This window comes from Streptomyces sp. N35 (assembly GCF_016464295.1).
GTDB lineage: Bacteria > Actinomycetota > Actinomycetes > Streptomycetales > Streptomycetaceae > Streptomyces.
In genome coordinates this window covers 1-13,194 of sequence record NZ_JAEIMH010000143.1, presented here as the reverse complement: position 1 = coordinate 13,194, position 13,194 = coordinate 1, and the positions used below count along the sequence as shown (strand labels likewise).

Sequence of the window (13,194 nt, the reverse complement as noted above, 5' to 3'; positions counted from 1 at the left end):
TGGCCGGGGAACGCGAGACGACCATGGCCACCTTCCGTGCACGCGGTGAAATGGCCGGCTGGCGGCGCGTGCGGCCTGATGCTGAACACTTCAGCAGCCTGTAGTGACGGAGCGGCGCGATGACCACGGCTCACCGGATGTTCCCCGACATCTCCATCAGCACCGAGCGCCTTGTGCTGCGCCCGCTCGAGGACGCCGACGCGCCCGGCCTCGCCGAGATGATGAACGACGAGATGATCGGGGCATGGACGGCCGTCCCACAGCCGTACGGTGAGGCCGACGCGGCCAAGTGGATCAGCGAGTACGCCCCCACCGAGCGCGAGTCCGGCCGCGGACTCGACCTCGCCGTCACCGAGTTCCTCACCCAGCGCCTGGTCGGCATCATCCAGCTCGCCAAGACCAACTGGCGGGTCCGCTCCACCGAGATGTCGTACATCATCGCGCCCTGGGCCCGCGGTGAGGGCTATGCCGCCGAGGCCTCCCTCGCCACCGCGCAGTGGCTCTTCCGCGACCAGCGACTGGAGCGCATCGAACTGCGCACCGCCGCCGACAACACCGCGTCGCAGCAGGTCGCCCAGAAGATCGGCTGCATCAGCGAGGGGGTTCTGCGCGGCGCCTGCATAGCGCGCACCCGCGGCGAGGACGGCACCTGGACCGACTTCCGTACCGACTACATCGTGTGGTCCCTGCTGCCCGAGGACCTCGAAGGCGTCACCGACCAGCTCGCGGAGGCGTCCGGCTACTCGGCGTACTCGGAGTGGAACTGACCGGCGGTCCTGCGCACGGCGGTCCCCGCACTCACCAGGTACGCTCACCCGTGCCTCGACGACCCCCGAGTACCGCAGGAGACTGACGACCATGGCCGACCGCGTCACGGTGATCGGCTGGGACGGCACCCCGCTGACCGACGCGGCCCGCTCCGCTCTCGGCGCCGCCACACTCGTCGCCGGTGCCGCCCACCACCTCGCGCTGCCCGAGGTCCCCGAGCGCGCCGAGCGGATCCGGCTCGGCAGCGTCTCGCTCGCCGCCCGGCGCATCGCCCGCCATCGCGGTACGGCCGTAGTGCTCGCTGATGGCGATCCCGGGTTCTTCGGAGTCGTACGGACTTTGCGCGCCCCCGAGTTCGGCCTCGAGGTCGAGGTGGTCCCGGCGGTCTCGTCCGTGGCCCAGGCCTTCGCCCGGGCCGGAATGCCCTGGGACGACGCCCAGGTCGTCGTCGCCCACCGCCGCACCCTGCGCCGAGCGGTGAACGTCTGCCGCGCCCATACCAAGGTCGCGGTTCTCACCTCGCCCGGCGCGGGCCCCGCCGAACTCGGCCTGCTGCTCGGCCCGGTCCAGCGCACCTTCGTGATCTGCGAGGAGCTCGGCACCTCCCGTGAGCAGGTCACCGTCCTCACCTCCGACAAGGCAGCCGACCGCACCTGGCGCGACCCCAACGTCGTGATCGTGATCGGCGGCCCGGTCACCGCCGACACCGGCTGGATCGCCGGCCGTGACACGTCGGGCACCGCACGCGGCTGGGCGCTGCCCGCGTCCGCGTTCGGCGGCGGGCTCGGCGAGGCCGAGAACGACCGGGTCCGCGCGGCCCAGCTCGCCCGGCTCGGCCGGCGGGGGGGGGATCCGGTCGGGGAGAGGGGCGGGGCGGGGGGCGCGTCCCGGCCCGGGGCGGCGCGCTTCGGCGCCGCGGCCATCGCCGTCGACCGCGACGCCGACTCCTGCGCCCGCACCACCGCCGTGGCCCGCCGCTTCGGCGTCCAGCTGCAGGTCGTCCACGGCACGGCACCGCACGTACTGGAAGATCTGCCCGAACCCGATGTCGTACGGGTGGGAGGCGGGGGAGCCGCCGTGGTCTCCGCGGTCGCCGACCGGCGCCCCGAGCGCATCGTCACCCACGCGTCCACGCGCGACGAGGCCGAACTCATCGGCAGGGACCTGATGGAGCACGGCTACGCGGTCGAGTGCTCGCTGCTGCAGTCCGTCGAACTCGACACCCGCGCCTGGAGCGAACTGGAGCGTGTGGTGGCCTTCGTCATCTCGGCCGAACGGTCAAGCAGAACCGGGGATTGAGGACCGCTTTTCGGCTCTTCGGCCGCACTGCGCACACCCTGGGTCGCTCACGACCGGTACATGGCCTTTTCACAGAGCCGACTTCACAGAGTCGACGAATCCTGGAGCACGGCCGGTCAGGGCCGCTCAGGAGATGCCGTAAATCCGCCCCGCGACCTTGGTGCGCCGCCGCTCGCGGTAGGCTGGCCGATCGTTGTACTGCTCCCGGGCGTTCGTCGCTTCGTACTTCAATGTCCGGAAAGCGCGCCCGTTTTGGGGCGTGTGTGGTACGGCAGGACCGGAGGACGCGCGACGTGGCGTAGTCCACAGCGGGCTGTGGTGGATCTAGTCGTCACGACGGTGGTTCGGCCGCGACAATGCCTAGGGCGCCGATGCCTTTGGCGCTTTGTCGACGAGTCGTACGTGCCGCGCGGCGCGCACGCTCGTTCTTGTCCTTGGGTGGGTGGTACACCGCCCGGGCAGCCGGCCGAAGGAGAAGTACGACCAATGGGCGAGGGGTACGCATGACCGACACCGGCCAGGTCCCGGGCGAGGGACTGCCTCAGGACGCAGGCACGGTGGGCCGGCCCGGGGTTCCCGCCCCGGGTGCGCACACCTTCCACGATCCGTCCGGCGCCGCCGCGGAGGACGACGACCTGCTCCTGATGCCGGGGGCGCAGGGCGCATGGTCGGAGGACCGTCAGGCGTTCACGCCCGAGGGGTATCCCGCTGCGCCCGGGTACGGCATGGGTGAGGTCGGCTCGCAGGGCGGAACTCCTCAGGCGGGCAACCACCAGGTCGGCCACCACGAAGTCGGCAACCATCATGTCGGCCACCACCTGACCGGGGCTCCTCAGATGGAGAACCCGCAGATGGGGACGCCCCCGGCCGGGACGCCGATGGCCGGGGACCCGCAGATGTCTCCCGCGCCGCACGGTCAGGCTTCGCTCGGTGCCCAGCCCGTCGCGGGCTCCGCGTTCGCGGCCGGTGAGTCCGGTGGCTATGACGCCGCACCGGCCGGCGAGGCCGGTCACCATGACCCCGCGGCCGGTGCCGAGTTCGCCGGTGCGCACGACGGCGGTTTCGCCGGCGCGCACGAGACCGGTATGCCTTCGCCGCAGGACATGAGCGCCCCGGGCGCGCACGAAGCCGCCGGGCGCGACAGCGGTTCCATGGACCTCGGTGGGGCGCGCCTGCCCGCCCCGAAGGAGGCCCCGGTCCGCCGCCCGCTGCACAGGGGCCCGCCCGCGGCGCCCGGCCCCGCGACGCCCAGCCCGGTCCGTTCGCTGGCCGACCGCGGCCCCGCCGGATCGCCGGCCGGCCCGGTGCCGACGCGCCGGCCGGGACCGCCGACCACAGGACCCGAGTACCTGGACATTCCGCGCGAGGCCGACGGCACTCCCGTCGCCCCCGGACCGCAGCTCGGCTCGATCCCCGCGGCGCCCGGTGAAGTTCCCGGCCCCCAGCTCGGCGAGATCCCCGCGCAGGCCGCGACCCCTTGGCCGCAGCCCTCGCGAGCGCAGGGTGCAGAAACGGTCGTTCCGCAGGCCCGGCCCGCCGGAGCCACTCCCGCCACCCCCGACGTCGAGGCGTTCCGCGCCGCACAGGAAGCGGCGGGCTTCCAGGCGGCCCCGCAGGGCGCCGCGCTGTTCAGCCTCCCCGAGCCGGTCCACGCCGGTGCCGCCTATGCCGCTCAGGGCTCGGCACTCACAGCCGAGGCCGCAGGCCAGGCGTACGCGGCCCACGGCGAGCCCGGTCAGGGTCCGGTCGAGCCCATGGCCGGCGAGGGCTTCGCGCCTCACGGCGCTCCGCAGCTCCACCTCGGTCCGCCGCAGTCCGCCGGCCCGGCCGAGCCGGGCGGCGAGAGCCACCCGCCCGTCGCGCCGATCCCCATGCCCGCGGCCTCGTCCGACGACCTGCCGGCCGGCGACGGTGCGGGCGCGATGCCCCTGGGCCTGAACTCCCAGGAGCCGGGCCCCATTGGTGAGTTCGTCCCCGTCGAGGGCGTCGTCCCGTCCACCCCGCACCTCGCCCCCACCCCGCCCCAGCCGCTTCGTCTGCCGGAAGAGCCGGCCGCCGCGGGTGCGCAGGAGTCGGCGGTACCGGTGACGGAGCCGGCAGCACCGGTCCAGGAGGCTGCCGTACCGGTCCAGGACTCCTCCGCACCTGTGCAGGAGGCACCCGTACCGTCGCAGGACACTCCCGTACCGACGCAGGACACCCCCGTACCGACGCAGGAGACCAGCGCCCCGGCGCCAGAAGCAGCCGCGCCCGAGCAGGAGCCGGCCACCCCGTCCGAGCCCGAGCTGCTGCGGGCCGAGGCCGCCGAGTCCGATGTGCCCGAGCAGCACGAGGCGCAGCCCGCCCACGACTCCACGTTCGCCGTCCCGGCCCCCCGCGAGGGCGAGCCGGAGCACCAGGCGACGGCGGACGCCGAGGTGGTGGGCGCGGAGGAGTCGCCGGACGCCGAGGTGGCGGGCGCGGAGGAGCCGTCGGTCGCCGAGGTGGCGGGCGCGGAGGAGCCGTCGGTCGCCGAGGCCCAGGACGCGGCTGAGGAGACCGCCACGGAGGGGCAGGCCGAGCCGGTGGCCGCCGAGCCGGTCGATGCCCCCGCCGCTCAGGAGCCCGAGGAAGTGGGCCCCGAACTCCTCCAGTTCGCCGACGAGTTGGACACCGCGGACAACGCCGACGTACCCGCCGAGGGCCCCGCTGCCCCCGGCTACGCCGACGCCGAGCGCGAGGCCGTCCTGCGCGTGATGCGCGAGCGCCGCGACATCCGCAACGGCTTCCGCAGCGACCCCATCCCGCACGAGGTGCTGCTCCGCGTCCTCGAGGCCGCCCACACGGCGCCCTCCGTCGGTCACTCCCAGCCGTGGGACTTCATCGTCATCCGCTCCGCCGACACCCGGCGCACGATGCACGAACTCGCCATGCGCCAGCGCGAGGCATACGCGAAGTCGCTGCCCAAGGGCCGTGCGAAGCAGTTCAAGGAACTGAAGATCGAGGCCATCCTCGACACCCCGGTGAACATCGTGGTCACCGCCGACCCCACCCGCGGCGGCCGCCACACCCTCGGCCGGCACACCCAGCCGCAGATGGCCCCGTACTCCTCCGCGCTCGCCGTCGAGAACCTGTGGCTCGCCGCCCGCGCCGAAGGCCTCGGCGTCGGCTGGGTCAGCTTCTTCGACGAGCGCGAGATGGTGCGCACGCTCGGACTGCCCGAGCACCTGGAGGTCGTGGCGTATCTCTGTGTCGGGTACGTCGACGAGTTCCCGGACGAGCCCGAGCTGATGCAGGCCGGCTGGTCCAAGCGCCGCCCGCTGTCGTGGGTCGTGCACGAGGAGACGTACGGGCGCCGCGCGCTGCCCGGCGAGGACCCGCACGATCTGCTCTCCGAGACCGTGGCCAACATCCGTCCGCTGGACGCCAAGGCGCTGGGCGAGGCCTGGGAACGGCAGAAGCGGATGACCAAGCCGCCGGGCGCGCTCGGCATGCTGGAGATCATCTCCGCGCAGCTCGCGGGCCTGTCCCGGATGTGCCCGCCGCCGATCCCGGAGCCCGCGGCCGTCGCGATCTTCGCGGGCGACCACGGGGTGCACGCCCAGGGCGTGACCCCCTGGCCGCAGGAGGTCACCGGCCAGATGGTCGCCAACTTCCTGGGCGGCGGCGCGGTCTGCAACGCGTTCGCGAACCAGGTGGGCGCCGAGGTCTGTGTCATCGACGTGGGCGTCGCCTCCGACCTGCCGGCCACGCCGGGCCTGCTGCCCCGCAAGGTCCGCGCCGGTACGGCCGACATGACCACCGGCCCCGCCCTGACCCGCGAAGAGGTCAAGGCGGCCATCGAGGTCGGCATCGAGACGGCCCGTGACCTGGTCGCCGCCGGCAACAAGGCGCTGCTTACGGGGGAGATGGGCATCGCCAACACCACCGCGTCCGCGGCGCTGATCTCCGTCTTCACCGGCGCCGACCCGTCCGAGGTGACGGGCCGCGGCACCGGCATCAACGACGAGACCCTCGCCCGCAAGACGGATGTCGTACGCCGCGCACTGGAACTGCACCAGCCGGACCCGGCCGACCCCATCGGCGTCCTCGCGGCCATCGGTGGCCTCGAACACGCCGCCATGGTGGGCCTGTTGCTTGGCGGCGCGTCCCTGCGTACGCCGGTGATCCTGGACGGCGTGAGCGCCGGCGCGGCGGCCCTGGTCGCCCGCGCCATCGCCCCCGAGGTCCTCGCCGCGTGCATCGCGGGCCACCGCAGCGCGGAGCCCGGCCACGTCGCGGCCCTCGGCAAGCTGGGCCTGCGCCCGCTGGTCGACCTCGACCTGCGCCTGGGCGAGGGCACGGGCGCCCTGCTCGCTCTGCCGATTGTCCAGTCCGCCGCGCGTGCGATGCACGAGGTGGCCACGTTCGACTCCGCCGGAGTCACGGAGAAGTAGCACGGTGAGCGGAGGGCGGTACGGGCAGTGCCCGCACCGCCCTTCGGACCTGTTCGCCGTAATCTGAACTCGCACCACCCACCCCACGTCAGAGCTGCTCCACCGCCGCAGCGGCTCATCCAGCCCTCCGCACGAGGAGCCGCCTCCCCATGGCCGAACACCCCGCGTACCCCGTCGGTCTCCGTCTGACCGGCCGCCGCGTCGTCGTCCTCGGCGGCGGCCAGGAAGCCCAGCGCCGCCTCCCGGCGCTGCCCGCCGCAGGCCCCGACATCGTGCTGTTCTCCCCGGAGGCGACCCCCTCGGTCGAGGCCATGGCGGACACCGGCGAGATCCGCTGGGAGCGCAGGCCCTACGCGTTCGGGGATCTTGCCGACGCCTGGTACGCCCTGATCGCCACCAGCGACACGCCCGCCACGGAGGCGGCCGGTGCCGAGGCCGAGACCCGGCGCGTCTGGTGCGTACGCCCCGACGACGCCCCCGCCGCCACCGCCTGGACCCCGGCGACCGGCCGCAGCGAGGGCGTCACCGTCGCGATCCTCACCACCGACCGCCCCGACCCCCGCCGCACCGCCGCCATCCGCGACGCGGTCGTCGAGGGCCTGCGCGACGGCACCCTCGTCGCCCCGCACCAGCGCCAGAAGACCCCGGGTGTCGCCCTGGTCGGCGGCGGCCCCGGCGACCCCGACCTGATCACCGTCCGCGGCCGCCGGCTCCTGGCCGAGGCGGACGTCGTCATCGCGGACCGGCTCGGCCCGCGCGACCTGCTCGCCGAACTCCCGCCGCACGTCGAGGTGATCGACGCCGCGAAGATCCCGTACGGCCGCTTCATGGCCCAGGAGGCCATCAATAACGCGTTGATCGAGCACGCCAAGGCCGGCAAGTCGGTCGTACGGCTCAAGGGCGGCGACCCCTTCGTCTTCGGCCGCGGCATGGAGGAGGCCCAGGCGCTCGCCGAGGCCGGCATCCCGTGCACGGTCGTGCCCGGCATCTCCAGCTCGATCTCCGTGCCCGGAGCGGCGGGCATCCCGGTCACGCACCGGGGTGTCGCCCATGAGTTCACGGTCGTCAGCGGCCATGTGGCCCCCGACGACGAGCGCTCCCTGGTCGACTGGACGGCGCTCGCCAAGGCCCGTGGCACCCTCGTCGTCCTCATGGGCGTCGACAAGATCGGCAAGATCGCCGAGACCTTGATCGCGGGCGGCCGGGCCCCGGGGACCCCCGTGGCCCTCGTCCAGGAGGGCACGACCGCCACCCAGCGCCGCGTGGACGCCACCCTGGCGACCGTCGCGGAGATCGTGACCGCCGAGGAGGTCCGCCCGCCTGCGGTGATCGTCATCGGTGACGTTGTGACCGTAGGGCCGGGTAACCAGCGGTAACGGAAGTTCTCCCGCCCCGTTGGCACCGCACCGAGGACAAGGCAGTATCACCCTGTGGCCGATCTCATCCATGTCGACGACCCCGACGACCCGCGCCTGCGCGACTACACCGGACTCACGGACGTAGAACTGCGGCGCAAGCGCGAACCAGCCGAAGGACTCTTCATCGCCGAGGGCGAGAAGGTGATCCGGCGCGCCAAGGACGCCGGATACGAGATGCGCTCGATGCTCCTGTCCGCCAAGTGGGTCGACGTCATGCGCGACGTCATCGATGAACTCCCCGCGCCCGTCTACGCGGTCAGCCCCGAGCTGGCCGAACGGGTCACCGGCTACCACGTGCACCGCGGCGCCCTCGCCTCGATGCAGCGCAAACCGCTCCCGACCCCCGAGGAACTCCTCACGACGGCCCGCCGCGTCGCCGTGATGGAAGCGGTCAACGATCACACCAACATCGGCGCCATCTTCCGTTCCGCCGCCGCCCTCGGCATGGACGCGGTCCTGCTCTCACCGGACTGCGCGGACCCGCTCTACCGCCGCTCGGTGAAGGTGTCGATGGGCGCGGTCTTCTCCGTCCCGTACGCACGCCTGGAGTCCTGGCCCAAGTCCCTGGAGACCGTACGGGAAGCGGGCTTCAACCTCCTCGCCCTCACCCCGGACGAGAAGGCCGCCACGCTCGACGACATGGCCCCGCACCGTATGGACCGCGTCGCACTGATGCTGGGTGCGGAAGGCGACGGCCTCTCCACCCAGGCCCTCGTGGCGGCCGACGAATGGGTCCGCATCCCGATGGCCCACGGCGTCGACTCGCTCAACGTGGGCGCCGCCGCGGCCGTGGCGTTCTACGCGGTGACGGCAGGCCGGCCGCAGGGCTGACCCGCAGTCCGTCCGTCAGACGACAGCGTCCGGGCGGATGTTGAGGACGGCCTCGCGGGCGAACGCCGCGATGTTGACCGGACACCGCCACACGGCCGCCGCGGCGGCACCGTCCTCGATCTCGCCGTCCGAGTCGTCGAAGCCCTCGATGCCCTGCCAGCCGTCGTCCGACGGGTCGACGATCAGCGGCAGGACCTCCGGGAACCGCTCGAGCAGGGACTCCACATCGTCCTCGCCGGGATGCCCCTCGTGCGCACAGCCGACCCCGCGCGCGGCGGTCACCACGTCGAGCAGCGCCGCGACGACCCGTTCCTCGACACCGGGCCCGGGCTCCCAGGCCACATAGCCGTACATCTGGACCAGCCCGAGCGCGTGAAATGCGGCGCGCGCGGTATCCCCGCCGCTCCGGGCAGCGGTCAGCGCGTCCACACAGTCGAGTACGCAGGCGTCCTTCGCGTCCCGGTCGCCGGGGAAGTACCCCTCCCGCAGGCTCTCCCAGTCATCCACCAGCTCGGCCACCGCGCCGTCGGACTGCTTCATTCCCGCCCCATGGATCCCTCGTCGTATTTCTTCGCGCTTGCGGTGGTACGAGGCCGGTCAGGCTGCGGTACGCAGCCGCCGCCGACAGCCGTACGCATCCGTCCTCAGCCCTGATCGACTTCCGCCGGACCGGGCACCGGGACCTGCACCCCGGAACTCATCCCACCGATCTGCCGCAGCCCTTGAGCCGGCCCCTGGCACCCCTGAGCCGCCGCGATCCCCAGCGCCACCAGCAGCGTGACCACCACGAACACGAACAGCCGCTGCCGCAGCAGCCGCGGATTGGCCGGCACGCGGCGGCCCGTGCCCGTCGTACGGGGGGCAGGACGTCCCGAACCACTGCGCGGCGCAGGCCTGTTGCCCGTCCCTGGACGCGACGCACGCGGCGCCGGGGCCCGCCGGGCCGCGGGCGGCCTGGCACCGCCGCCGGACGGCGGGGGAGTGGGACCGGGCCGGCGCGGACGCTCGGGGGCGGGACGGCTCTGGGACTGCGAAGCGGACTGCGTCCGCTCGTCCACCCGAGCCGTCGGCCGGTCCACATCGAGCCGGGGCGCCGGCGGCCGGATGTCGGTGGGGGACTGCGCCTCACGCGAGGCGATCTCCTTCAGCCGCATCGACAGCTGCAGCGTGCTCGGCCGCTCCTCGGGATCCTTCGCGAGGCACGCCCGGATCAGCGGCGACAGGGCATCAGGCACTCCCTGCAGCTGCGCCTCCTCGTGCACCACGCGGTAGAGCATCACCTCGGAACTGCCGTGCCCGAAGGGCGAGTCGCCCATCGCCGCGTACGCGAGGGTCGCGCCCAGCGAGAACACATCCGTCGCCGCCGTCACCGCCTGCCCGCGCACCTGCTCGGGCGCGAGGAAGCCGGGCGAGCCGACGGCCGTACCGACATGGGTCAGCGTGGACGCACCCGTCGCCCAGGCGATACCGAAGTCGATGATCCGGGGGCCCTTGGGCGAGAGCAGGATGTTGGACGGCTTGAGATCACGGTGCACCACACCGGCCTCGTGCACGGCGACAAGGCCCTCGGACAGCGCCGAACCCACCGCGGCCACCTCGGCCGCCGTGAGCGGGCCCTCGTCGGCCACCTTGTCGTGCAGCGAAGGCCCGGGCACGTACTGCGTCGCGAACCACGGCCGGTCCGCCTCGAGATCGGCCGCCACCAGCCGGGCCGTACAGCCGCCGCGGATCCTGCGTGCCGCCGACACCTCACGGGCGAACCGCGAACGGAACTCCTGATCCTCCGCCAGATCCGGCCGGATCACCTTCAACGCGACCCGCTGCCCCCGCCGGTCGGAGCCGAGATAGACGACGCCCATCCCGCCCGCGCCAAGCCTCCGGTGGAGCCTGAACGAGCCGACGACCCGCGGATCCTCGCGCCGGAGCCGCATCATCGCCATGTCCATCCCCGCTGCCTGGCCGCCCTCATGAATGACGAGCCACAGCTTACGTATTCGCGCTCATTCGCGCGCATAGGCCGCGCCTTCGGCGACAGATCGATTGTCAGTGCCGGGTGGGAGACTTGAGGAGTGGTCAGAAAAGTTGCGGACCAGGGCCGTTCGGGGTGCCCGGTTCATCAACGGGCCGTCGCAGAAGGGGGATTGGGCGTATGAAGGGCGATCGAGTCGAGATAGTCGTGGACGCCGGGGACACGACGAGGACCTACGAGGTGGTGGCCAGCCGGGCCGGCCGCCGGGTGGAAACCGCGGTACGCCGGGGTGTGGTCGAAGTGAGCGAAGTCACGCGCAGCGGCTCCGTGGTGCGCACAGCCCGCTTCATGGCCACCCGCGTCCTCGCGCTGGTCGAGCAGCCGGTGCCGCGCGAACACGCCTCCGAGGAACAGCGACCCCTCCGGGAAGACCCCAAGTCCTAGGACCCCGTCTCCACCCAGGGGAGTACGAAAGGGGCGCGGGGGTCCTCCTGCAGGAGGCCCGGTAATCGGTACGAGGGCATGACGACCGGGGCGGCCCGCGCCCCTAGATTTGAAGTCAAGCGGCGAGTGCAGCACTCGTCCCCCGAGGTCAGACACTCGCCGCTGCCAGACATGACAGGAGAGGGACCATGGCGGACACGGTAGCGCGGGCGATGATCCGCACGCAGGGACGTAAGGCATATGCCGCGTTCAGCGGCAGCCGTTCCGGCCGGCGCCACCCGCTGGTGGCCACGGCCATGGTGCTTCCCCTGGCGGCCCTGCTCGTCGTCGTCTTCGGCGGCTGGGAAGCAGTGGTCACACAGGCGTCGTCCGTGGGCGTGATGCTGGGGCGCTGAGCGGCGCCCCAGGCCCGGAAGAGCGGTCCGGGCGGGGACACACGGCCATAACCCCGTGGGGACGGGGGTGCGGCGGACGGCACAAAGGGCCCGCGCAGCTGGGGAGCTGCGCGGGCTGTGTGCTGCTCGGGGCACGACGCGTACCCTGCCCGCAGTACGTACGACCTTTGGGGGAGCCGTGTCCGCAGAGCTGGTCCGGGCGCTGGGCACCGCGGCGCGGGTGCGGGCGCACGCGGCGCCGCAGGACTGCGCCTGCAGCACCCCCGTCCTCGCCGACCGGTCCGACGGCACCGTGGTGCGGCACGGCGAACTCGTCGTCAAAGCCCACGCCTCCGATACGGAAAGGGCCCGGCTCGACGTCCAACTCGCCGTCGCCGCACACCCGGCGCTCACGGGCATCCTGCTGGCACCGCTCCCGAGCCTGCGGACGGAATGCGACGGCCGCCCCCTCACGTACTGGCCGCACGGCACCCCCGTCGACCCCGAGCACCCCGAGCGCGCACCCTGGGAAGCGGCCGCCGAACTGCTCGCCCGCCTCCACAGCACGCCCGTCGACGTACTGCCGGGGCCCCTCCCTCCCATGCGCGGCCCCCTGAAAGCCGCCCGCGCCGTATCCCGTATGCGAGCCGCCCTCTCCCCTGCGCGGGAAGCGGCGCGCCACCCCGCAGCCGCCGTCATCGAGCGCGCCTGGGCCGCGCTCCCCGCCTGGGCCCGTGCCGAAGCGCCCCTGACGCATGCCGCGGCGCTCTGCCACGGCGACCTCCACCTCGGCCAGCTCGTGCGCCTCGAGGGCCGCTGGCTGCTCATCGACATCGACGACCTGGGCGCCGGCGACCCCGCCTGGGACCTCGCCCGACCCGCCGCCTGGTACGCGGCCGGTCTTCTCCTGCCCGACGAGTGGGCCCGCTTCCTCGGCGCCTACCGCGCGGCCGGCGGTCCCGCCGTGCCCGCCGACGAAGACCCCTGGCCCGCACTCGACGTGCCCGCCAAGGCCCTCACCGTCCAGACCGCCGCCCTCGCCGTCGCGAAGGCCGTACGCGAGAACAGAGCGCTCGACGAGGTGGAGGAGACGGTGGTGCGGGCCTGTGACCGTATTGCCGCGCTACCCGCCGAGTTGACCTGAAGATCCCCGAAGTAGTCTGCGGGAGACCGAAGCCGGGCAAGGATTCCGGTGAAACCGTCACGACCGGCGAGGAGTTGAGCCCACGATGCAGTGCCCCAAGTGCCATGCACCGATGCACACGTACAACCGCAATGGCGTTCAGATCGAGCAGTGCAGCGGCTGCCGCGGGATATTCCTGGACTACGGCGAGCTGGAGTCGCTGACCCGCCTCGAATCCCAGTGGTCCCAGCAGGTTCCGCCGCCGGCCCCCGCCCCGGCGCCGCCCGGCCCGGCCTGGGGGACCCCGCATCACGGCGGGAACCAGGGCGGCCACTACGGCCACCACGGCCACCACAAGAACAAGAACTTCGGGCGGATGCTCTTCTCCTCCTGAGCGCCCTTGGCCCGGTTCGCTGAGCCCGGTTCAGTGAGCCCGAAGCACGAAGAAGCCCCCGGCCGATCAGGCCGGGGGCTTCTTGCCGGTGCGCGATACTGGGATTGAACCAGTGACCTCTTCCGTGTCAGGGAAGCGCTCTCCCGCTGAGCTAATCGC

Annotated in this window: 11 protein-coding genes and 1 tRNA gene; 9 read left to right on the top strand and 3 right to left on the bottom strand. The window is 72.9% G+C overall.

Going from position 1 to position 13,194, the window contains the following annotated elements; translation table 11 throughout:
* The first annotated feature begins 119 nt into the window (after positions 1-119).
* The 5 genes from JAO81_RS40225 to JAO81_RS40205 all read left to right on the top strand — a co-directional run bounded on the left by JAO81_RS40225 (position 120) and on the right by JAO81_RS40205 (position 8,731).
* Positions 120-767 carry a GNAT family N-acetyltransferase gene (locus JAO81_RS40225; RefSeq protein WP_199552964.1) on the top strand — a complete coding sequence of 216 codons (648 nt, stop codon included), beginning with the start codon at positions 120-122 and terminating at the stop codon, positions 765-767.
* A gap of 91 nt (positions 768-858) precedes the next feature.
* On the top strand, positions 859-2,067 hold the full coding sequence (cbiE, locus tag JAO81_RS40220) for a precorrin-6y C5,15-methyltransferase (decarboxylating) subunit CbiE (RefSeq protein WP_199552963.1): 1,209 nt from the start codon (positions 859-861) through the stop codon (positions 2,065-2,067).
* Positions 2,068-2,570: 503 nt separating this feature from the next.
* Positions 2,571-6,482, top strand: a complete 3,912-nt coding sequence (gene cobT / locus JAO81_RS40215) for a nicotinate-nucleotide--dimethylbenzimidazole phosphoribosyltransferase (protein ID WP_199552962.1) — start codon at positions 2,571-2,573, stop codon at positions 6,480-6,482.
* A 149-nt stretch (positions 6,483-6,631) separates the two neighbouring features.
* Positions 6,632-7,858: a uroporphyrinogen-III C-methyltransferase gene (gene cobA, locus JAO81_RS40210; RefSeq protein ID WP_199552961.1), complete on the top strand. Its 1,227-nt coding sequence runs from the start codon at positions 6,632-6,634 to the stop codon at positions 7,856-7,858.
* 54 nt (positions 7,859-7,912) lie between these two features.
* The gene (locus tag JAO81_RS40205) at positions 7,913-8,731 is read left to right on the top strand and encodes an RNA methyltransferase (RefSeq protein WP_199552960.1); all 819 of its coding nucleotides are present in this window, start codon (positions 7,913-7,915) and stop codon (positions 8,729-8,731) included.
* A 15-nt stretch (positions 8,732-8,746) separates the two neighbouring features.
* Here JAO81_RS40205 and JAO81_RS40200 read toward each other — a convergent pair whose 3' ends face one another.
* Positions 8,747-9,271, bottom strand: coding sequence for a hypothetical protein (locus JAO81_RS40200; RefSeq protein WP_199552959.1), 525 nt, complete (start codon positions 9,269-9,271; stop codon positions 8,747-8,749).
* Between the two features lie 104 nt (positions 9,272-9,375).
* The gene (locus JAO81_RS40195; protein WP_199552958.1) at positions 9,376-10,677 is read right to left on the bottom strand and encodes a serine/threonine-protein kinase; all 1,302 of its coding nucleotides are present in this window, start codon (positions 10,675-10,677) and stop codon (positions 9,376-9,378) included.
* A gap of 203 nt (positions 10,678-10,880) precedes the next feature.
* Between JAO81_RS40195 and JAO81_RS40190 the strand changes: the two genes are divergently transcribed.
* From JAO81_RS40190 to JAO81_RS40175, 4 genes are all read left to right on the top strand, one after another.
* On the top strand, positions 10,881-11,144 hold the full coding sequence (locus tag JAO81_RS40190; protein WP_165330498.1) for a hypothetical protein: 264 nt from the start codon (positions 10,881-10,883) through the stop codon (positions 11,142-11,144).
* A 188-nt stretch (positions 11,145-11,332) separates the two neighbouring features.
* Positions 11,333-11,539: a hypothetical protein gene (locus JAO81_RS40185; RefSeq protein WP_165330499.1), complete on the top strand. Its 207-nt coding sequence runs from the start codon at positions 11,333-11,335 to the stop codon at positions 11,537-11,539.
* A 178-nt stretch (positions 11,540-11,717) separates the two neighbouring features.
* Complete coding sequence (locus JAO81_RS40180) at positions 11,718-12,662, top strand: aminoglycoside phosphotransferase family protein (protein WP_199552957.1); 945 nt, start codon at positions 11,718-11,720, stop codon at positions 12,660-12,662.
* A gap of 85 nt (positions 12,663-12,747) precedes the next feature.
* Positions 12,748-13,035: a zf-TFIIB domain-containing protein gene (locus tag JAO81_RS40175; RefSeq protein WP_199552956.1), complete on the top strand. Its 288-nt coding sequence runs from the start codon at positions 12,748-12,750 to the stop codon at positions 13,033-13,035.
* An 89-nt stretch (positions 13,036-13,124) separates the two neighbouring features.
* Here JAO81_RS40175 and JAO81_RS40170 read toward each other — a convergent pair.
* Positions 13,125-13,194 (bottom strand) — tRNA-Val (locus JAO81_RS40170).

Bases quoted from the DNA above. Each gene is read 5' to 3' on its own strand.
- JAO81_RS40200 (WP_199552959.1), bottom strand. From the start codon at position 9,271: ATGAAGCAGTCCGACGGCGCGGTGGCCGAGCTGGTGGATGACTGGGAG.
- cobA (WP_199552961.1), top strand. From the start codon at position 6,632: ATGGCCGAACACCCCGCGTACCCCGTCGGTCTCCGTCTGACCGGCCGC.
- JAO81_RS40190 (WP_165330498.1), top strand. From the start codon at position 10,881: ATGAAGGGCGATCGAGTCGAGATAGTCGTGGACGCCGGGGACACGACG.
- cbiE (WP_199552963.1), top strand. From the start codon at position 859: ATGGCCGACCGCGTCACGGTGATCGGCTGGGACGGCACCCCGCTGACC.
- cobT (WP_199552962.1), top strand. From the start codon at position 2,571: ATGACCGACACCGGCCAGGTCCCGGGCGAGGGACTGCCTCAGGACGCA.
- JAO81_RS40195 (WP_199552958.1), bottom strand. From the start codon at position 10,677: ATGGACATGGCGATGATGCGGCTCCGGCGCGAGGATCCGCGGGTCGTC.
- JAO81_RS40185 (WP_165330499.1), top strand. From the start codon at position 11,333: ATGGCGGACACGGTAGCGCGGGCGATGATCCGCACGCAGGGACGTAAG.
- JAO81_RS40175 (WP_199552956.1), top strand. From the start codon at position 12,748: ATGCAGTGCCCCAAGTGCCATGCACCGATGCACACGTACAACCGCAAT.
- JAO81_RS40225 (WP_199552964.1), top strand. From the start codon at position 120: ATGACCACGGCTCACCGGATGTTCCCCGACATCTCCATCAGCACCGAG.